Source organism: Halopseudomonas litoralis (assembly GCF_900105005.1).
In the GTDB taxonomy this organism is placed as follows: domain Bacteria; phylum Pseudomonadota; class Gammaproteobacteria; order Pseudomonadales; family Pseudomonadaceae; genus Halopseudomonas; species Halopseudomonas litoralis.
In genome coordinates, this window is the sequence record NZ_LT629748.1 from 1,706,905 (window position 1) to 1,725,565 (window position 18,661).

Annotated in this window: 15 protein-coding genes; 3 read left to right on the top strand and 12 right to left on the bottom strand. The window is 58.4% G+C overall.

Annotation, left to right across the window (positions count from 1 at the left end; translation table 11 throughout):
• Position 1 precedes the first annotated feature (1 nt).
• The 6 genes from BLU11_RS08305 to iscR form a co-directional block, all read right to left on the bottom strand.
• Positions 2 to 358, bottom strand: coding sequence for a HesB/IscA family protein (locus tag BLU11_RS08305; RefSeq protein WP_090272902.1), 357 nt, complete (start codon positions 356 to 358; stop codon positions 2 to 4).
• Positions 359 to 361: 3 nt separating this feature from the next.
• Positions 362 to 1,615, bottom strand: coding sequence for an aminotransferase class V-fold PLP-dependent enzyme (locus tag BLU11_RS08310; RefSeq protein ID WP_090272903.1), 1,254 nt, complete (start codon positions 1,613 to 1,615; stop codon positions 362 to 364).
• Positions 1,608 to 2,915 (bottom strand): Fe-S cluster assembly protein SufD, encoded by a 1,308-nt coding sequence (gene sufD, locus BLU11_RS08315; RefSeq protein WP_090272904.1) that lies wholly within the window; start codon positions 2,913 to 2,915, stop codon positions 1,608 to 1,610. Before sufD ends, BLU11_RS08310 begins: the two co-directional genes overlap by 8 nt.
• 2 nt (positions 2,916 to 2,917) lie before the next feature.
• Positions 2,918 to 3,667, bottom strand: coding sequence for a Fe-S cluster assembly ATPase SufC (gene sufC / locus BLU11_RS08320; protein WP_090272905.1), 750 nt, complete (start codon positions 3,665 to 3,667; stop codon positions 2,918 to 2,920).
• Between the two features lie 50 nt (positions 3,668 to 3,717).
• Positions 3,718 to 5,154: a Fe-S cluster assembly protein SufB gene (gene sufB, locus BLU11_RS08325; protein ID WP_090272906.1), complete on the bottom strand. Its 1,437-nt coding sequence runs from the start codon at positions 5,152 to 5,154 to the stop codon at positions 3,718 to 3,720.
• A 108-nt stretch (positions 5,155 to 5,262) separates the two neighbouring features.
• Positions 5,263 to 5,742, bottom strand: a complete 480-nt coding sequence (gene iscR / locus BLU11_RS08330; RefSeq protein ID WP_090272907.1) for a Fe-S cluster assembly transcriptional regulator IscR — start codon at positions 5,740 to 5,742, stop codon at positions 5,263 to 5,265.
• Positions 5,743 to 6,022: 280 nt separating this feature from the next.
• Here iscR and BLU11_RS08335 point away from each other — a divergent pair, with 280 nt between their 5' ends.
• Together BLU11_RS08335 and BLU11_RS08340 are read left to right on the top strand one after the other, a co-directional pair.
• Positions 6,023 to 7,459 carry an aldehyde dehydrogenase family protein gene (locus tag BLU11_RS08335; protein WP_090272908.1) on the top strand — a complete coding sequence of 479 codons (1,437 nt, stop codon included), beginning with the start codon at positions 6,023 to 6,025 and terminating at the stop codon, positions 7,457 to 7,459.
• 401 nt (positions 7,460 to 7,860) lie between these two features.
• A complete protein-coding gene (locus BLU11_RS08340) occupies positions 7,861 to 9,903 on the top strand; it encodes an AsmA family protein (RefSeq protein ID WP_090272909.1) in 2,043 nt (680 codons plus the stop codon).
• Between the two features lie 62 nt (positions 9,904 to 9,965).
• Here BLU11_RS08340 and BLU11_RS08345 read toward each other — a convergent pair whose 3' ends face one another.
• The 4 genes from BLU11_RS08345 to BLU11_RS08360 form a co-directional block, all read right to left on the bottom strand.
• Positions 9,966 to 11,384, bottom strand: a complete 1,419-nt coding sequence (locus BLU11_RS08345) for an NAD(P)(+) transhydrogenase (Re/Si-specific) subunit beta (protein WP_090272910.1) — start codon at positions 11,382 to 11,384, stop codon at positions 9,966 to 9,968.
• Between the two features lie 6 nt (positions 11,385 to 11,390).
• Entirely contained in the window at positions 11,391 to 11,714 is a 324-nt protein-coding gene (locus BLU11_RS08350; RefSeq protein ID WP_090272911.1) for an NAD(P) transhydrogenase subunit alpha, read from the bottom strand.
• 2 nt (positions 11,715 to 11,716) lie between these two features.
• Positions 11,717 to 12,844 carry an NAD(P) transhydrogenase subunit alpha gene (locus tag BLU11_RS08355; RefSeq protein WP_090272912.1) on the bottom strand — a complete coding sequence of 376 codons (1,128 nt, stop codon included), beginning with the start codon at positions 12,842 to 12,844 and terminating at the stop codon, positions 11,717 to 11,719.
• A gap of 207 nt (positions 12,845 to 13,051) precedes the next feature.
• Entirely contained in the window at positions 13,052 to 13,957 is a 906-nt protein-coding gene (locus tag BLU11_RS08360) for an AEC family transporter (RefSeq protein ID WP_090272913.1), read from the bottom strand.
• A gap of 135 nt (positions 13,958 to 14,092) precedes the next feature.
• Between BLU11_RS08360 and BLU11_RS08365 the strand changes: the two genes are divergently transcribed.
• Entirely contained in the window at positions 14,093 to 15,505 is a 1,413-nt protein-coding gene (locus tag BLU11_RS08365) for an alanine/glycine:cation symporter family protein (protein ID WP_090272914.1), read from the top strand.
• A 48-nt stretch (positions 15,506 to 15,553) separates the two neighbouring features.
• Here the strand turns inward: BLU11_RS08365 and cysS are convergent, their stop codons facing one another.
• Both cysS and BLU11_RS08375 read right to left on the bottom strand, forming a co-directional pair.
• On the bottom strand, positions 15,554 to 16,939 hold the full coding sequence (cysS, locus tag BLU11_RS08370; protein WP_090272915.1) for a cysteine--tRNA ligase: 1,386 nt from the start codon (positions 16,937 to 16,939) through the stop codon (positions 15,554 to 15,556).
• Between the two features lie 3 nt (positions 16,940 to 16,942).
• Positions 16,943 to 18,610, bottom strand: coding sequence for a glutamine--tRNA ligase/YqeY domain fusion protein (locus tag BLU11_RS08375; RefSeq protein WP_090272916.1), 1,668 nt, complete (start codon positions 18,608 to 18,610; stop codon positions 16,943 to 16,945).
• Positions 18,611 to 18,661: the final 51 nt, after the last annotated feature.

Below are 18,661 nucleotides of genomic sequence, written 5' to 3' on the forward strand. Positions count from 1 at the left end.
GTCAACTCACACTGAAGCTTTCGCCGCAACCGCATTGGTCTTTGACGTTGGGGTTAATGAAGCGGATCTGGCGGTTGATGCCTTCCTGCACGATATCGATCTGAGTGCCGGAAAGAACCGCCAAGCTGTTCTGATCGACCAGCAATTCAACCTGGTCATCCAGCTGGTAATGCACGTCGCTCTCGGCGCCCTGCTCTACCATGTCGATGACATACATGAAGCCGGTACAACCGCTCTTCTTGATGCTGACCCGTACCGACTTACCCGGTTGATTGGTCAGCTGACGCCGGAAGTGTGCGAGCGCAGCCGGGGTGACAGACACCGCCTGGCTGGTTGGATCAAATGATTCGACACTCATATTCTACTCCTCGACAAGAAACTGTTTCGCCTTGGCCAATGCTTCGAACAGACGATCGATGTCGGCTCTGGTGTTGTAGAAACAGAAGCTGGCGCGCACCGTGCCCGGAATACCCAGCTGGTCCATGATCGGCTGGGCACAATGGTTTCCGGTGCGCACTGCAACACCCTGCTGGTCCAGCAGCATGCCCACGTCATGTGGGTGGGTACCATCCATGAGAAAGCTCAGCACACCGGTACGCTCCGCCGCGGTACCAACCAGAGTGATTCCGGGCATGGCCCGGGCCTTGGCCTCGGCATACTCGAGCAGATCCCGTTCATGGCGTTCTGCTGCGTCGCGGTCAATGCTCTGCAGGTAATCCACCGCCGCGCCCAGAGCGATCACTCCAGCGATATCCGGCGTACCGGCTTCGAATTTGTATGGCAACTGATTGTAGGTAGTGCCGGCAAAGCTGACCGTCTCGATCATCTCGCCACCGCCCTGGTAAGGCGGCATGGTCTCCAGCAGTTCAACCTTGCCATAGAGCACACCAACGCCGGTCGGGCCGAACATCTTGTGTGCTGAAAACACATAAAAATCACAGTCCAGCGCCTGCACGTCCACCTGCAGATGGCTCATGGCCTGAGCACCATCAATCAGGCATACCGCACCGGCAGCATGGGCCAGGCGGATTATCTGCTCGACCGGGTTGACGCTGCCCAGTGCATTGGACACATGCCCGCAGGCAACCATGCGCACACTGTCATCAAGCATGGCTTCGAATGCAGCCAGATCGATGCTGCCGGTATTATCGACCGGGATCGGCTCGACGGTCGCACCCATCTGGGCCGCAATCATCTGCCACGGCACGATATTGGAGTGGTGCTCCATGGCCGAGACCAGTATCCGATCACCTTCCTTCAGTTGGCTACGCCCCCAGCTGGCGGCGATCAGGTTGATGCTTTCGGAGGTGCCGCGAGTCCAGATGACCTGCCGCGCTTCAGGAGCATTGATCAGCCCGGCCACCTTGACACGAGCGTTCTCGAATTTCTCGGTAGCACGTTCGGCAAGGGTATGCGCGCCGCGGTGCACGTTGCTGTTGTCCTGACGGTAGTAGTCCACGATGGCCTGAATGACCGCCTCTGGCTTCTGCGTTGTCGCTGCATTGTCCAGATACACCAGGGGCTTGCCATGAACTTCCTGATGCAGAATCGGGAAGTCCTGGCGCACCTGCTCGGCATTGAAGGTGTTGTGGGTGTCCACTGCCAGATCAGTCATAGTTCAACTGCCCCAGTTGCTCATCGCCCTGACCGAAAAGGGTGGTCAGCCGCGGACGCAGATAGTCCTGTATCGCCTGCTCGGGAACCTGATTGAGCAGCTCGTTGATGAAGCCGAAGCTGAGCATACGAATCGCTTCGGTACGCGTGACACCGCGACTCTGCAGGTAGAACACAGATGTTTCATCAAGCTGACTGATGGTCGCGCCATGGGCGCAGCGCACGTCGTCGGCGTAGATTTCCAGTTCCGGCTTGGTATTGATTTCCGCCTTGGGCGAGGTCAGCAGATTCTTGTTGCTGAGTTCGGCCAGGGTCTTCTGTGCCTGCGGATGGATATGTATCCGACCATTGAATACAGCCTTGGCCGAGTCGCCGATAATGCCGCGGAACACTTCGTTGCTGGTGCAGTTGGGCACCCGGTGTTCAACGTTGGTGTGATAATCGATCAGCTGTTTGTTGCGCGGCAGATAAACACCGTGCAACTCCAGGTGAGCGCCCTCTCCGCGCATATTGACGTGGTAGTCGATACGCTTGAGGCGGCTGCCCTGAGCCAGGGTGAAGCCATGCAGGCGCGCATCGCGGTGCAGGTTCACGTGTACCCCACCCACATGCAGCAGGTCTTCCTGCTCCAGGTTGATGCGGTAGTGCTGCAACTGGGCATTGTTGCCGACCACGATTTCAGTATGGCTGTTGACGAACAGGTTCTGTTGCTCGTCGCCGGAGACGTAGTGTTCTATCAGTTCTGCCTGGCTACTGTCTTCGAGTAGCACCAGCACACGCTGGTTGCTGACCGCCGGCTGCGCTTCCGGAGTGGCTACGTTGAGGATATAGACCGGTTTCTCCAGCTTCGTACCGCGGGGTACATGCAGCAAAATGCCGTCGGCGACCCAAGCGTTGCTCAGGGCGGCGAACAGGTGCTCCGCGGTATTGGCCACGGTACCCAGATGCTGACGAATCAGCGCTTGCTGAGCGGTATCGGCATTGGCGAAGCACACGACACCGACGGGCAGCTCGCTGGAATGTTCAGCGGAAAAATGTCCGTTGATGAACACCAGCCGAGTCGCATCCAGTTCGATGGGATCAATCGCCTGCTGCCACGCACAATTATCAACCTGCGCCCACTGCGCCGGATTGTCATTTTGCAACGCAGTCAGCGGTGTGTATTTCCATAATTCGGTCTTGCGGGTCGGCCATTTGGCGGACGACCAGATGTCAGCGCCACGCACGCGCAAGTCAGCCAGCCATTCAGGGCTGTGCTGACTTGCGGCCAGCGTCAGGGCCTGTTGTTGAAAGTCAGACATGTTCAGCCTTCCCCGTTTTCCAACCAGCCGTAGCCTTTGGCTTCCAGTTCCAGAGCCAGGCTTTTATCGCCCGACTTGACGATACGGCCGCCGGCCAGTACGTGTACGTAATCCGGCACTATGTAGTCCAGCAGGCGCTGGTAATGAGTGACCACGATAAAGCTGCGCTTGCCGTCACGCATGGAGTTCACGCCGTCGGCAACCACCTGCAGAGCATCGATATCCAGACCGGAGTCGGTTTCGTCGAGGATGCACAGGTCGGGCTCGAGCAGCATCATCTGCATGATCTCGTTGCGCTTCTTCTCGCCGCCGGAAAAGCCTTCGTTGACGCCACGCTTCAGGAAGCTGGCATCCAGATCAACGCGCTTGGTGGTTTCCCGGGCCAACTTCATGAACTCGACTGCCGACAGTTCCGGCAGACCGGCGTGTTTACGCTTGGCATCGACGGATACCTTGAGGAATTCCATGTTGCTGACACCGGGGATTTCCACCGGATACTGGAAGGCAAGGAAGATACCTTCACGAGCGCGCTCTTCGGTATCCAGCTCGAGCAGATCCTTCCCCTTGAAGTTCACGCTACCGCCGGTTGCTTCGTAGCCAGGGCGGCCGGATAGTACGTTTCCGAGGGTGCTCTTGCCGGAACCGTTCGGCCCCATGATCGCATGCACTTCACCCGGTTTGATATCGATATCCAGCCCCTTGAGGATATCTTTCTCTTCAACTTTCGCGCACAACCCTTTGATCGATAACATATTTTACGCCTGATAATCTGTATGAATTCGTCTCGACAACCTACAGTGGATCAACCCACCGAGCCTTCCAGGCTGACTTCCAGCAATTTACCCGCCTCTACCGCAAACTCCATCGGCAGCTCCTTGAATACATCACGGCAGAAGCCGTTGACGATCATGGAGACCGCTTTCTCGGCATCCAGCCCACGCTGCTGACAGAGGAACATCTGGTCGTCGCTGACTTTGGAGGTGGTCGCCTCGTGCTCGACTACCGCACTGGGGTTCTTGCTCTCGATGTATGGGAAGGTATGCGCACCGCAGCGGTCGCCGATCAGCAGCGAGTCACACTGGGTAAAGTTGCGGGCACCCTCGGCACCGGGGTTGATACGCACCAGTCCGCGGTAGGAACTGTTGCTGCGTCCGGCAGAAATGCCCTTGGCAACAATGGTCGAGCGCGTGTTCTTGCCAAGATGGATCATCTTGGTGCCGGTATCGGCCTGCTGGAAATTATTGGTCAGAGCCACCGAGTAGAACTCACCGACGCTGTTGTCGCCTTTAAGAATGCAGCTGGGGTACTTCCAGGTCACTGCTGAGCCGGTTTCCACCTGGGTCCAGGAGATCTTCGCGTTGGTATGAGCGACACCGCGCTTGGTTACGAAGTTGTAGATACCACCCTTGCCTTCGGCATCGCCGGGGTACCAGTTCTGTACCGTGGAGTATTTGATCTGGGCATTATCCAGAGCCACCAGTTCCACTACCGCTGCGTGCAGTTGGTTCTCATCACGCATTGGCGCGGTGCAGCCTTCGAGATAACTGACGTGAGAACCCTCATCAGCGATGATCAACGTGCGTTCGAACTGTCCGGTGTTCAGTTCGTTGATGCGGAAGTAGGTAGACAGTTCCATCGGGCAGCGCACGCCCTTGGGGATATAAACAAAGGAGCCATCGGAGAACACCGCTGAGTTCAGCGCGGCATAATAGTTGTCCTTCTGCGGCACCACAGTGCCGAGGTATTTCCTGACCAGATCTGGGAAGCGGCGAATCGCTTCGCTGATCGGGCAGAAAAGCACCCCCGCCTCTTCCAGCTTCTCGCGGAAAGTGGTGACAACGGATACCGAGTCAAAGACCACGTCCATCGCCACGCCGGCCAGCGCTTCCTGCTCATGCAGCGGGATGCCCAGTTTTTCGTAGGTCGCCAGCAGCTCCGGATCGACCTCGGCCAGACTCTTGGGTCGATCAGCCATGCTCTTGGGAGCCGAGTAAAAGGACACGTTCTGGAAGTCGATTTCCGGATAATGCACATGGGCCCAGGTCGGCTCATCCATTTCCAGCCAGGCGCGATAGGCCTTCAGGCGCCATTCGAGCATCCACTCAGGCTCTTCCTTGCGTGCCGAGATAAAGCGAATGACGTTTTCATCAAGGCCAGGTGGCAAGGTGTCGGATTCGATGTCGGTATGGAAGCCGGCGGCGTAATCCGTCTTGATAAGGTTCTCGACTTCTTGAGTCACGGTATCACCTCAGTCCCGCAGCCAGCACTATGGCAGTGACTGCATTGTGTATCAGGCTGCAATACCTCTTGGGGTATTACTCTTCAATTCATACGGCCAAGGGCCGTTTCAGATGATGCGTTCCAGATTGACGACATTCTGACTGGAGCAGGTACCCTTGTCCTGCCGGGTGCGTACTCGCTGAATATCGTCACGGGAAACCAGGTCGGACAGCGTTATGCCTGCGAGAAAGTCGTGCAGACGCTCACTCAGATCAGTCCATAGATAGTGTGTCAGGCAGACGTCGCCATGTTGGCAGTCACCCTTGCCCAGGCAACGAGTGGCGTCCATGGAGTCGTTCACCGCTTCCACTATCTGCGCTACATTGATGGCATCAGGACCACCGGCCAGACGGTAACCGCCACCTGGACCACGCACACTCTCAACCAGCTTGCTGCGCCGCAGCTTGGCAAACAGTTGCTCCAGATAGGACACCGATACGCCCTGGCGCTGGGATATATCTGCCAGGGTGATGGGCCCCTGGTCCTCATGGAGGGCCAGGTCCAGCATGGCTGTAACAGCGTAACGGCCTTTGGTGGTCAGACGCATAACGGTACCCGATTCAGGTTTTCACATGGCCGAAACTATGCAATATCCAACCAATTTAGTCAAGTATTAACCCCTCTTCCTGATAAGGACGTATTACAGATCCACATGGACGAGCGCAGTCGTTTTCCGGCGCATAGTATAGAGTCATTGTCAGAGCCCTTGAAGCAAAAGCGGGAGCATGTTCTGCTTGGGTGAATTCGCGCGAAACAGCTGATACAGGCCGAAATTACGTGTATTGTTCTGTCACTTTTCAATTATGTCCCACCAGGAGTCTTGATCGATGAGCCATGAAAAACAATTCTATATCAACGGCCAATGGGTAGAGCCCAACGGCGATCGCACCGTTGATGTGATCAATCCCGCCACCGAAGAGGTAGCAGCTACCATTGCGCTGGGTAACGAGCAGGATGTTGATGCTGCTGTTGCCGCTGCACGCGAGGCGTTCGAGTCCTTCTCCAAGACCAGCCGTGAAGAGCGTATCGCTCTGCTGGAGCGCGTTCTCGAGGTCTATCAGCGCCGCTCCGATGAGTTTGCCAAGGCCATTTCCATTGAGATGGGTGCCCCGGCCAAGCTGTCGAAATACGCCCAGGCCCCCTCTGGCACCGGTCATTTCGCTGCGGCATTGAAAGCTCTGAAAGAGTTCGAGTTCGAAGAGCGCATCGGCAATACCCTGGTGGTCAAGGAGCCGATCGGCGTATGCGGTCTGATTACCCCGTGGAACTGGCCGATCAACCAACTGGCTTGCAAGATCGCCCCTGCCCTGGCCACCGGCTGCACCATGGTGCTCAAGCCCTCGGAAGTGGCTCCACTTTCTGCGCTGCTGCTCGCCGAAGTACTGGACGAAGCCGGCGTGCCTGCCGGGGTGTTCAACCTGGTCAACGGCGACGGCCCCACTGTCGGCTCGGCCATGTCAGGCCATCCGGATATCGACATGATGTCCTTTACCGGCTCCACCGGTGCCGGCCGCCAGGTTATGAAGAACGGCGCCGAGACCATCAAACGCGTGGCACTGGAACTGGGCGGCAAGTCGGCCAACATCCTGCTGGATGATGCGGATTTCGAGAAGATGGTCGCCCACGGCGTCATGTCTTGCATGAATAACAGCGGTCAGTCCTGTAACGCCCCGACCCGCATGCTGGTACCCAACAGCCGCATGGATGAAGTCGCTGCCATCGCCAAAGCCGTTTCGGCCAAGGTCAAGGCCGGTGCACCGGACGGCGCGGATACGGTCATCGGGCCGGTCGTCTCCAAGGTTCAGTGGAGCAAGATCCAGGACTTGATCGGCAAGGGCATCGAAGAAGGCGCCAAACTGGTGGTCGGCGGTACCGGTCGCCCAGAGGGACTGGACAAGGGCTACTATGTACAACCGACCATCTTCAGCCACGTCACCCCCGACATGACCATTGCCCGCGAAGAAATTTTCGGGCCGGTACTGTCCATCATCGGTTACAAAGATGAGGCCGATGCCATTCGCATCGCGAACGACACCCGGTATGGCCTGTCTGGCTATATCTCCTCCGCTGACCTGGATCGTGCCCGCAACGCTGCCCGCCAGATCCGCACCGGCATGGTCCATCTCAACGGCGCTCCGCTGGATAACAACGCCCCCTTCGGTGGCTACAAGGAATCCGGCAACGGTCGCGAATGGGGCCATTATGGCCTGGAAGATTTCCTTGAAGTGAAATCTATCTTCGGCTATTACGCCGCCGATAAGTAATATCCGGCGCATTGCCTGATCGTTCCCGCGCTCCCGCGTGGGAACGCCTGCCGGGACGCTCTGCGTCCCAATCCCGCCGCCATGCAAGCTGCCAATTCGGACGCGGGAGCGTCCAGGGCGCGGCTCCCACGCAGAGCATGGGAGCCATCGAAAACCGAGTACTGGCTCCAAAGCTGATCGTTCCCGCGCTCCCGCGTGGGAATGCCTGTCGGGACGCTCTGCGTCCCAATCCCGCCGCTATGCAAGCTGCCAATTCGGACGCCGGAGCATCCAAGGCGCGGTTCCCACGCAGAGCATGGGAACCATCGGTAGTCGTATATTGGTGCCTGCCTGTTCCGCAGACTTTGCTAGTCTGAACCTGACGCATTCTTATCGGATGCATGATGAAAGGCGAATAAGGTATGGCGCGCATTGGTGGTTTTTTCATCTGGATATTGACCGGTCTGGTGCTGCTGGTGGCAGCATTGGCGTTGTTTCTGGTGCTGTTCGACTGGAATCTGCTCAAGCCGACGATCAATGAACGGGTTTCCGAGGCCCTTGATCGGCCCTTTGCCATTGAAGGTGACCTGTCGGTGGCTTGGCGGCGCGAGCCGGAGACGGACGGCGGGCGGGCTTGGCTGCCCTGGCCACACATTGCCGCCGAGCAGATGATACTGGGCAATCCGGAATGGGCCGAAGGCGACACCTTTGTCAGTCTGCAGCAGGTGAAGTTGCGCCTGGCGCTGCTACCGCTGCTATCAAAGACCGTACACATCCCACGCATCGATGTGCAGGGACCGGTAGTGAACGCGCAACGCCTGGCTGACGGGCGCGACAACTGGACCTTCGATCTGGGCAGCGAGGATGATGCCTCGGCCGAGGAGTCAGCACCCTGGAAGCTGGATATCGGCACCATTGGTTTTGATCAGGGACAGATAATGGTCGATGACGCGATCAGCAAGCTTCAGCTCGATATGCAGGTCGAGCCCCTGGGTGAACCCATCGCCTTTGATGAGATTGTCGGCAAACCGGAGGAGTCGGCGACGGCCGCTCCCCAGGAATACGTCTTCGCCTGGCGCGCCGAGGGGCGTTACCAGGGACAGACGGTGCAAGGCGAAGGCAAGGTCGGCGGTCTGCTGGCACTGCAGGACGCAGCCCTGCCGTTTCCGCTGGAGGCGGATGTCCGCGCCGGATCCACCCGCATCCGCCTGGCCGGCACCCTGACCGATCCGCAGAATCTGGGCGCGTTGGACCTGAACCTGCGACTCTCGGGCACCAGTCTGGGCAACCTTTATCCTCTGACCGGGGTGACCCTGCCCGATAGCCCACCCTACTCCACCGACGGCCGCCTGAGTGCGCAGCTGCAGGCTGCCGAAGGTGCTACCTACCGCTATCAGGACTTCAATGGCAGCATTGGCGACAGTGATATCCATGGCGATCTGACTTATGTGGCCGGCGAGCCCCGCCCCAAGCTGTCCGGCAGCCTCGTGTCCAACCAGCTGCTGTTCAGCGATCTGGCGCCGTTGATCGGGGCCGACTCCAATGCCGAGAAAGAGGCCCGCGGCAGCAGCGCTCGGCAGCCGGCCGACAAGGTACTTCCAGTCGAGGAATTCCGCACCGAGCGCTGGCGGGCGATGGATGCCGATGTGCACGTGCGCGGTCGGCACATTGTACACAGCGAACAACTGCCGATCACCGACCTCGACGCCCAGGTTCTGCTTGAAGATGGTCGGCTGCATCTGGCACCCCTCAAGTTCGGCATGGCCGGCGGCGAGTTGCAGGCCGATATTCGGCTGAACGGCGGTACCACGCCACTGCAGGGGCAGGCCAAACTGAATGCCCGTGGCTTCAAGCTCAAGGAACTGGCACCCAGTTTTGCACCGATGCAGACCAGCCTCGGCGAGCTGAACGGCGACGCCGACCTGAGCGGGCACGGCAATTCGGTGGCGGCGCTGTTGGGCAGTGCCGATGGCTCGGTGCAGCTGGTAATCAATGATGGCACGGTAAGTCGCAGCCTGATGGAAATTGCCGGACTCAATGTCGGTAATTATCTGATCACTAAAATGTTCGGCGACGAGGACGTGCAAATCAATTGCGCAGTGGCGGATCTGGCACTTGATGATGGACTGATGACTACGCCGATATTCATCATCGATACCGAGAATGCACTGATCCGAGTCGACGGCGAGGTGAACTTCGCCAGCGAAGAGCTGGATCTGGATATCTCCCCCGACTCCAAGGGCATGCGTATCTTCTCCCTGCGCTCGCCCTTGTATGTCCGCGGCTCCTTCAGCGACCCCAACCCGGGCGTACATGCCGGGCCGCTGGCATTGCGGGGTACCGGCATGCTGGCTTTGGGCGCAGTGACCCCGGCTGCTGCGCTGCTGGCGCTCATCGCGCCCAGCGGCGAGCAGACCAGTCAGTGCCAGGAACTGCTGGAGGAAATGCGTAACGACCAGCGCTGAAAGGCGGATACAAAAAAGGGGCTTCGTTCAAGACGAAGCCCCTTTCGTTTTCAGCTACAGAATCAACCCAGCGATTTCACCGCGTCGATCATCTGTACCATCACCTTCTGCGCATCACCGTAGACCATGGAAGTGTTCTCGGCGTAGAACAGTTCGTTCTCCACGCCGGAGTAACCCTTGCCCTGACCACGCTTGACTACATAAGCCTGCTGCGCCATGTCGACGTTGAGGATCGGCATGCCATAGATCGGACTGGATTTGCGATGACGAGCAGCCGGGTTGACCACGTCGTTGGCACCCAGAACGATGGCCACGTCGGCCTGCGGGAAGTCCTCGTTGATATCTTCCAGGTCATGGATGATGTCGTAGGGGACACCGGCTTCGGCCAGCAACACGTTCATGTGCCCCGGCATACGACCGGCGACCGGGTGGATAGCGAACGCCACATCCACACCCTGCTTCTGCAGCAGCTTCACGAATTCATACAGCTTGTGCTGCGCCTGCGCTACCGCCAGACCGTAGCCTGGAACGATGATCACCTTGCTGGCGTAGTACATGGCGATTGCCGCGTCGGAGGCATCCGCTGCTTTCATGGTGCCTTCGATGTCGCCATCTTCGCCACCATCATCACCGCCAAACTGGCTGAAGATCACGTTGCTGACCGGGCGGTTCATGGCCTTGGCCATCATCAGCGTCAGCAGGGTACCTGCCGAGCCAACCACGGTACCGGCAATGATCATCGCCGGGTTCTGCAGCACGAAACCTTCGAAGGCAACAGCCAGGCCGGTGAACGCGTTATACAGAGAGATCACTACCGGCATGTCCGCGCCACCGATAGGGGTAGTCAGCAACACGCCCAGCAGCAGCGCCAGAATAAAGAACAGCGCGATCAACGGCAAGGAAATCACACCATTGATGCCGGTGACCACAATGTAGGCACCCAAGGCCAGCGAGCCGAGGAAAAGCACGCCGTTGATCAACTGTTGCGCTGGCAGGCGGATCACACCGTTCATGCGGCCGTCGAGCTTGGCCCAGGCGACCAGGGAACCGGACAGTGCTACTGCACCGATCAGGCCACCCAATACCGCCAGTACCGAGACCACAACGCCGTGGGACTGGGCGTTGCCGGAAAACAGCTCGGTCGCCGCAATGGCTGCTGCTGCACCGCCACCCATACCGTTATACAGAGCAACCATTTGTGGCATATCGGTCATGGCGACCTTCTTGCCGCTGTACCAGGCCCAACCCAGACCCAGGCCCAATGCGATCAGTACCAGCGCCACGTTCATGGTCAGGTGTTCCTGCGCCGCTTCGCGTACATCAAAGCCGTACAGGAAGGCAGCCAATACCGCCAGCACCATGCCGACGCCGGCAATCAGGATACCGGAGCGCGCGGTGACCGGGCTGGCCATGCGCTTGAGACCATAGATAAATAGCAGTGCCGTGAGAAAGTAAACGGCTTCGATTATAAATTGACTCATTGGATGTTATTCCTTGTCCGCTGTACCTTGGCGCTTGTTGCTGGGCTTGAACATCTCCAGCATGCGCTCAGTCACCACATAACCGCCGGCAGCGTTACCCGCGCCGAGCAGTACGCCGAAAAAGCCGATGACCTGTTCCAGAGTGGAGCCCGCGTTCAACAGTGCCCACATGGCGCCGACCACAACAATGCCGTGGACGAAATTGGAACCGGACATCAGCGGCGTGTGCAGGATGGCCGGAACACGGCCAATGATTTCGTACCCGGTGAAAGCGGCCAGCATGAAGATATACAGAGCCACAAAGCCGGTAATGGTAGTTACTGGATCCATGATTATTCCTCGCCAGGTTCAAGGGCCTTGCGTGCGGCCTCGTTACGGATTTCACCAGCGTGCGTCAGTACCGCGCCGGCCAGGATCTCGTCCTCCCAGTCGATGGCCAGTTCGCCATCCTTGACCATCAGGCCGACCAGGTTCTGCAGGTTGCGCGCATAGAGCTCCGACGCGTGCTCGGCCAGTCGGCTCGGTACGTTCAGCGGCGCGACAATGGTCACAGGACCGACTTCGACGGTTTCGCCAGGGACCGTGAGTGGCGTGTTACCACCCCCTTCAGCCGCCAGATCGATGATCACCGAGCCGGGCTTCATGCCCATGATCTGCGCTTCGCTGATGATTTTCGGGCTGGGGCGACCGGGAATGGCGGCGGTGGTGATCACGGCATCGGCTTGCTGGATATGCCGAGTGACGACCTTCTCCACCTGAGCTTTTTCCTCGTCGGTCAGTTCGCGCGCATAACCGCCCTGCCCGCTGGCAGAAACGCCGGTATCGACGAACTTGCCGCCAACCGATTCGACCTGTTCCTTCACCTCGGCACGCACGTCATAGCCTTCGATCATGGCCCCCAGACGTTTGGCTGTCGCCAGCGCCTGCAGACCAGCGACCCCTGCACCCATGACCAATACCTTGGCCGGACGCAGAGAGCCAACGGCTGTGGTCATCATGGGAAGAATGCGGTTGAGGCTGGTAGCTGCCATGAGACCCGCGGCATAGCCGGTCAGCGCAGCCTGGGAGGACAGAGCGTCCATCGCCTGGGCGCGAGTGATACGCGGTACCAGTTCCATGGCAAAACAGGTGATCTGGCGATCACGCAGTGCCTTGACGATCTCCGGCTCGCGATGAGCATAGACGAAACAGCACAGAACCGTACCTGGTGCCATTTGTTCGATCTCGGCCAGCTCCGGTGGCTGTACGCGGAAGATCAGCTGGGGTGCTGACGGGGTGGAAGTAATCTGTACGCCTTCGTTCTCGAAGGCGCTGTCGGGAATTCTCGCCGCCAGGCCTGCACCTGGTTGTAAAGAACATTCAATACCCAGTTTCGCCAGCTTACTGGCGACAGAAGGGACCAGAGCGACACGCTTTTCATTCTCGCGCGTCTCCCCGGGAATAAACAGACTGACCGACATGGGGGTCTCCTTTTCCTACTTGTTTGTTTTATTCAATCCAAAAATCCGGGCAAGGATACACTAAGAGCAAGTAGACTTTTGTATGGTATTTGAAAAAAAAAGCATTGATTGCGATCAATTTTCCCGCGATACAGAAGTCAAGCAGGTGATTCCCTTTGTTTTTTGATGAATAAAGGTATTTTCACTTCCCATATGGTGCATCAAGGATCAGGCAGCGAGTACAAGCAACCAGACTGGCAAGGTAATAGCGGCCATCACCGTCGACAGGAAGATCACCGAGCCGAGGATGCGGGTGTCCTCCTGCCCCATGGCGAAAGCCAGAACATTGATGCCCGTGGGACAGGCCGCCATCAACACCAGAACCGTGCGCGCATCCGCGGTCAACCCCGGCAACAGCCATCCCATGCCCAGGACCAGTAGCGGAAATATCACCAGCTTGGCGGTGGTTAGCATCGCCATGGTGCCACTCAGGTATAGCCGGTAGCTGGCCAGGCTCATACCGAGCATCAGCAAAGCGGTAGGCAGAGCTGCCGCGGCGAGCATTTCCACGATATGCCACAGCGGGCCGGGAACAGGCAGGCCGGACAGGTTCACCAAGGCGCCCAGGAATAGCCCGATGATCAGCGGGTTGGCCAGGCTGGAGAGCAACGCCTTCCAATCGACCTTCTCGCCACGGTTACCCCAGAAAGCGTTATAGATGCTCTGCAAGGTAAACAGCAGCAGACTGTGGAATACCAGGACGGCAAACAGGTAGACCAGACTTTCCACGCCCAGCATGACCGTAATCAGCGGTATGCCCACCAGCACATTATTCGAATAGCTGGCTGCGAGCCCCATGGAAGAAGGGCGCCCCAGCCGCCGATGCACCCACATGTTGACCGCAATAAACACTGCGAAGGCCGGAATGAAATAGAGCATCAACAGCAAGGGAGAGAGCGCCTCGAGCAGATCCGCCCGGGCCAGCCCGGAGAACAGCAATACGGGCATGAACAGCTTGAAGGTGATAATGCCCAGGGTCTTGTGACCCTCGGTCGGGATAATGCGGCGAGCACCGAGAAACCAACCCAGGAATATCAGACCGAAAACAGGCACCAGGGCGTTAACAACAACCATCGACGTTTCCCCAAACATGTCGGAAAATGCCTCCCGACCAAGCGGGCAAGTGTAGCAGTCTCGCACCCCAGTTTGCCGATGGCGCATTCCAGCCCAGCGACTACATTTATAGCGACAACTGCGAAAGGATCGCCAATGAGCGCAATAATCGATTTCCTGAATACGATTTTCTGGGGCTACGTCCTCATTTACGGGCTGCTGGCCGTCGGGGTGTTTTTCACCCTGCGGCTCGGGTTCATCCAGTTTCGCCATTTCGGGGAGATGGTACGTTCCATTCTAGGCTCGCGGCAGAGCGACCAACACGGTATTTCACCATTCCAGGCGCTGTGCACCAGCCTTGCCTCCCGCGTCGGGACCGGTAACATCGCCGGTGTTGCGGTCGCGCTGTATCTTGGCGGTGCCGGTGCAATTTTCTGGATGTGGGTGGTAGCGCTGGTCGGCATGGCCACCGGTTATGCCGAGAGCACCCTGGCTCAGCTGTACAAGGTTCAGGATCGCAAAGGTCAGTATCGCGGCGGCCCGGCCTTCTATATAGCCAAGGGCCTGAAAGCGCCCTGGGCTGGGGCCATTTTTGCGGTCAGCCTGATCATCTCCTTCGGCCTGATCTTCAATGCGGTGCAGGCCAACTCGATTGCCGATGCCATGGAAAGCGCCTTTGGCCTGCCGAAGACATGGGTCGGGCTGGTGATTGCCATCTTTGCGGGTATCGTAATCTTTGGTGGATTGCGCTCGATCGCGCGATTTGCCGAGTATGTCGTACCCTTCATGGCCGGTGCCTATGTACTGCTGGCACTGTTCGTACTGGCGATGAACATCACTGAGGTGCCCGCCGCCTTCATGTCGATCATCCGCGGCGCCTTTGGTCTGGATGAAGCTGTCGGCGGGGCTGCCGGCTCGATTACCGCAGCGATGCTCAACGGCATCAAGCGCGGTCTGTTCTCCAACGAAGCAGGTATGGGATCGGCGCCGAACGTGGCCGCTACCGCAACCCCGGCACCGCACCATCCTTCATCGCAAGGGTTGGTACAGGCTGCAGGGGTGTTCATCGATACCCTGATAGTCTGCACCGCTACCGCCATCATGATTCTGCTGTCAGGTATTCTCGAGCCGGGTAACGGCGTTACCGGCATTCAGCTGACCCAACAGGCGCTTGAGTCCCATATTGGTAGCGCCGGCAGCTATTTCATTGCCATCGCCATTCTATTTTTCGCCTTCACCTCGATCGTGGCGAACTACACCTATGCAGAAAACGCGATGATCTATCTGGGCATGGGCAATACCCTCGGAATCACCCTGCTCCGGGTGGCCGCATTGGCGATGGTGATCTGGGGTGCCAGGGAGGCAGTACTGACGGTATTCAATGCCGCAGACGCCTCGATGGGTCTGATGGCGACAATCAACCTGATTGCCATTGCGCTGTTGTCCGGCACGGTATCAAAGCTGACCAAGGATTATTTCGAACAACGTAAACAAGGGATCACACCCAAGTTCAAATCAGCTGACTATCCGGAGCTGCACGAAAAGATCGACAGCAATATCTGGAAGTAACTGCCATTCTGACCCGCTCCGTCTTGCACGGAGCGGGTCAGAATGTACTCAGTCCTGCAAACGCCAGGTCGTTCCGCCCTTGGCATCTTCCAGTACCACACCCATGCCGGTCAGCTGATCACGAATACGATCAGACTCGGCCCAGTTCTTGTCCGCACGCGCCTGCAGACGCGCCTGGATGAGGGCTTCCACTTCTGCCGCATCGACCTTGCCGGCTGCTCCGCCCTGCAGGAAGCTATCGGCCTCCAGCTGCAGAATGCCGATGACACTGGCCAGCTCGCGCAGCCGCGCAGCCAGCGCCGCAGCCGCTTGCAGATCAGACTCCTTCAGTCGGTTGACCTCGCGAATCATGTCAAACAGGACAGCGCAGGCTTCAGGCGTATTGAAGTCGTCATCCATGGCAGCGGCAAAACGCTCGGCAAACTCGTCACCACCCGCAGGCGCCGCCTCGGGCAGCCCTTTCAGGGAACGGTAGAAACGCTCCAGCGCGCTCTTCGCTTCCTTGAGGTTGTCTTCCGAATAGTTGATCGGGCTGCGGTAATGGCTGGCGACCAGCAGATAACGCACCACTTCCGGGTGATACTTATCCAGTACCTCGCGGATACTGAAGAAGTTACCCAGGGATTTGGACATCTTCTCGCCATCCACCCGCACCGCCCCGGCATGCATCCAGGACATGGCATAGGTCTTGCCGGTGGCCGCTTCGCTCTGAGCAATCTCGTTTTCATGGTGCGGGAATACCAGATCCGGGCCGCCACCATGAATATCGAAAGTGTCACCCAAGCAGCAGGTAGACATCACCGAGCACTCGATATGCCAGCCAGGACGACCATCGCCCCAGGGCGATGACCAGCTCGGCTCGCCGGGTTTGACGCCCTTCCACAGCACGAAATCCAGCGGGTCCTCCTTGGCTTCGTCGACCTCGATGCGCGCACCGATCTTCAGGTCCTCGATACGCTTGCGCGACAACTTGCCGTAACCGGCAAATTTGCCCACCCGGTAATACACATCGCCGTTGCCTGGCGCATAGGCATACCCCTTGTCGATCAGGGTCTGGATCATGCTGTGCATGCCCTCGACATGATCACTGGCACGTGGCTCCTGGTCCGGGGGCAGTACATTCAACTGCGCCTCGTCCTCGTGCATTGCGGCAATCATGCGATTGGTCAGTTGCTGAAAGCTCTCACCGTTCTCATTGGCTCGACGGATGATCTTGTCATCGATATCGGTAATATTGCGCACGTAGGTCAGATCGTAGCCGCGAGCACGCAGCCAGCGGGAGACCACATCAAAGGCGACCATGACCCGCGCATGGCCGATATGACAGTAGTCATACACCGTCATGCCGCAAACATACATGCGCACGCTGTTGCCTTCCAGCGGCTTGAATACTTCCTTGGTCTTGCTCAGCGTGTTGTAGACATGCAAGGCCATCGCTTATTGCCCCCAGGAGTCGCGCAGCGTGACAGTGCGGTTGAATACCAGGTTTCCGGGCTGGGAATCCTTGCTGTCAGCGCAGAAGTAACCTTCACGTTCGAACTGGAAGCGCTCGTCCGGCGTAGCGTCGGCCAGGGATGGCTCTGCGCGGCAGCCTTTGAGCACAACCAGCGAATCTGGGTTGATGTTATCCAGGAAGGTACCGCCCTCCTCGCCCTTGTCGGGATTTGCCGAGGTGAACAGTCGGTCGTACAGACGCACTTCACACTCGACGCTTTCTGCCGCTGGCACCCAATGAATCACGCCTTTGACCTTGCGGCCCTCTGGGTTCTTGCCGAGGGTGTCCGGGTCGTAGGAACACAGCAGCTCGACAATATTGCCGTCAGCATCGGTGATCGCCTCATCAGCGCGGATCACGTAGCTGCCGCGCAGACGCACTTCGCCACCCGGCACCAGACGCTTGTAGCCCTTGGGCGGGTCGACCATGTAGTCATCCTGATCGATATACAGCTCACGACTGAACGGCAGTACCCGCTCACCGATATCCTGCTTCGGATGGCGCGGCAGCGTCAGCTGTTCCACCTGGCCTTCGGGATAGTTGGTGATGGTGATCTTGAGCGGGCGCAGCACGCACATGGCGCGCGGCGCATGGTTGTCCAGGTCATCACGAATGCAAAACTCGAGAACGCCCATATCGACCACACCGTCAGAACGGGTAACACCGATCCGCTCGCAGAACTCTCGAATCGACGCCGGGGTATAACCGCGGCGGCGGAAGGCGCTGAGTGTGGACATCCGCGGATCATCCCAACCACTCACATGACCTTCATCAACCAGCAGCTTGAGCTTGCGCTTACTGGTCACGGTGTAGTTCAGATTCAGCCGGGCAAACTCGTACTGACGCGGCTTGGCCGGCACCGGCAGGTGCTCCAGAAACCACTCGTACAGTGGACGGTGATCCTCAAATTCCAGAGTACAGATCGAATGGGTGATCTGCTCGATGGCGTCCGACTGACCATGGGTGAAGTCATAGCTGGGATACACGCACCACTTGTCACCGGTCTGGTGGTGATGGGCGTGGCGAATGCGATACAGAATCGGATCACGCAGGTTCATGTTGGGCGCAGCCATATCGATCTTGGCCCGCAGCGCCTTGGCCCCGTCGGGGAACTCCCCGGCGGTCATGCGAGCGAACTGGTCCAGGTTTTCCTCGACACTGCGCTCACGGAACGGACTGTTCTTGCCCGGCTCGGTCAGGTTGCCGCGGTATTCGCGCGCCTGCTCCGGCGTCAGGTCACAGACATAGGCTTTACCCGCCTTGATCAATTCGATGGCCCAGGCATGCAGTTGATCGAAGTAATCCGAGGCATAGCGCACCTCGCCGTCCCACTGAAACCCCAGCCACTCTACATCCTGCTTGATGGCATCGATGTATTCCTGCTCTTCCTTGGCCGGGTTGGTATCATCAAACCGCAGATGGCAGACACCACCGAATTCCTGGGCCAGCCCGAAATTCAGACAGATCGACTTGGCATGGCCGATGTGCAGATAGCCGTTGGGCTCCGGTGGAAAGCGCGTCACGATGTTCGTGTGCTTGCCGCTTTGCAGGTCGGCCTGAACGATCTGGCGCAGAAAATGAGCTGGAGGCGTGGATTCCGGTTTATTCATAAGTATTTCAGGACTCATCTCGGGCAATGCCGCAGGCATTACGGTATGTAT

Coding starts and splice junctions, on each gene's coding strand:
- iscR (WP_090272907.1), bottom strand. CDS start 5,742: ATGCGTCTGACCACCAAAGGCCGTTACGCTGTTACAGCCATGCTGGAC.
- BLU11_RS08355 (WP_090272912.1), bottom strand. CDS start 12,844: ATGTCGGTCAGTCTGTTTATTCCCGGGGAGACGCGCGAGAATGAAAAG.
- BLU11_RS08350 (WP_090272911.1), bottom strand. CDS start 11,714: ATGGATCCAGTAACTACCATTACCGGCTTTGTGGCTCTGTATATCTTC.
- BLU11_RS08375 (WP_090272916.1), bottom strand. CDS start 18,610: ATGAATAAACCGGAATCCACGCCTCCAGCTCATTTTCTGCGCCAGATC.
- BLU11_RS08305 (WP_090272902.1), bottom strand. CDS start 358: ATGAGTGTCGAATCATTTGATCCAACCAGCCAGGCGGTGTCTGTCACC.
- sufD (WP_090272904.1), bottom strand. CDS start 2,915: ATGTCTGACTTTCAACAACAGGCCCTGACGCTGGCCGCAAGTCAGCAC.
- BLU11_RS08335 (WP_090272908.1), top strand. CDS start 6,023: ATGAGCCATGAAAAACAATTCTATATCAACGGCCAATGGGTAGAGCCC.
- sufC (WP_090272905.1), bottom strand. CDS start 3,667: ATGTTATCGATCAAAGGGTTGTGCGCGAAAGTTGAAGAGAAAGATATC.
- BLU11_RS08310 (WP_090272903.1), bottom strand. CDS start 1,615: ATGACTGATCTGGCAGTGGACACCCACAACACCTTCAATGCCGAGCAG.
- BLU11_RS08340 (WP_090272909.1), top strand. CDS start 7,861: ATGGCGCGCATTGGTGGTTTTTTCATCTGGATATTGACCGGTCTGGTG.
- BLU11_RS08345 (WP_090272910.1), bottom strand. CDS start 11,384: ATGAGTCAATTTATAATCGAAGCCGTTTACTTTCTCACGGCACTGCTA.
- BLU11_RS08365 (WP_090272914.1), top strand. CDS start 14,093: ATGAGCGCAATAATCGATTTCCTGAATACGATTTTCTGGGGCTACGTC.
- cysS (WP_090272915.1), bottom strand. CDS start 16,939: ATGGCCTTGCATGTCTACAACACGCTGAGCAAGACCAAGGAAGTATTC.
- BLU11_RS08360 (WP_090272913.1), bottom strand. CDS start 13,957: ATGGTTGTTGTTAACGCCCTGGTGCCTGTTTTCGGTCTGATATTCCTG.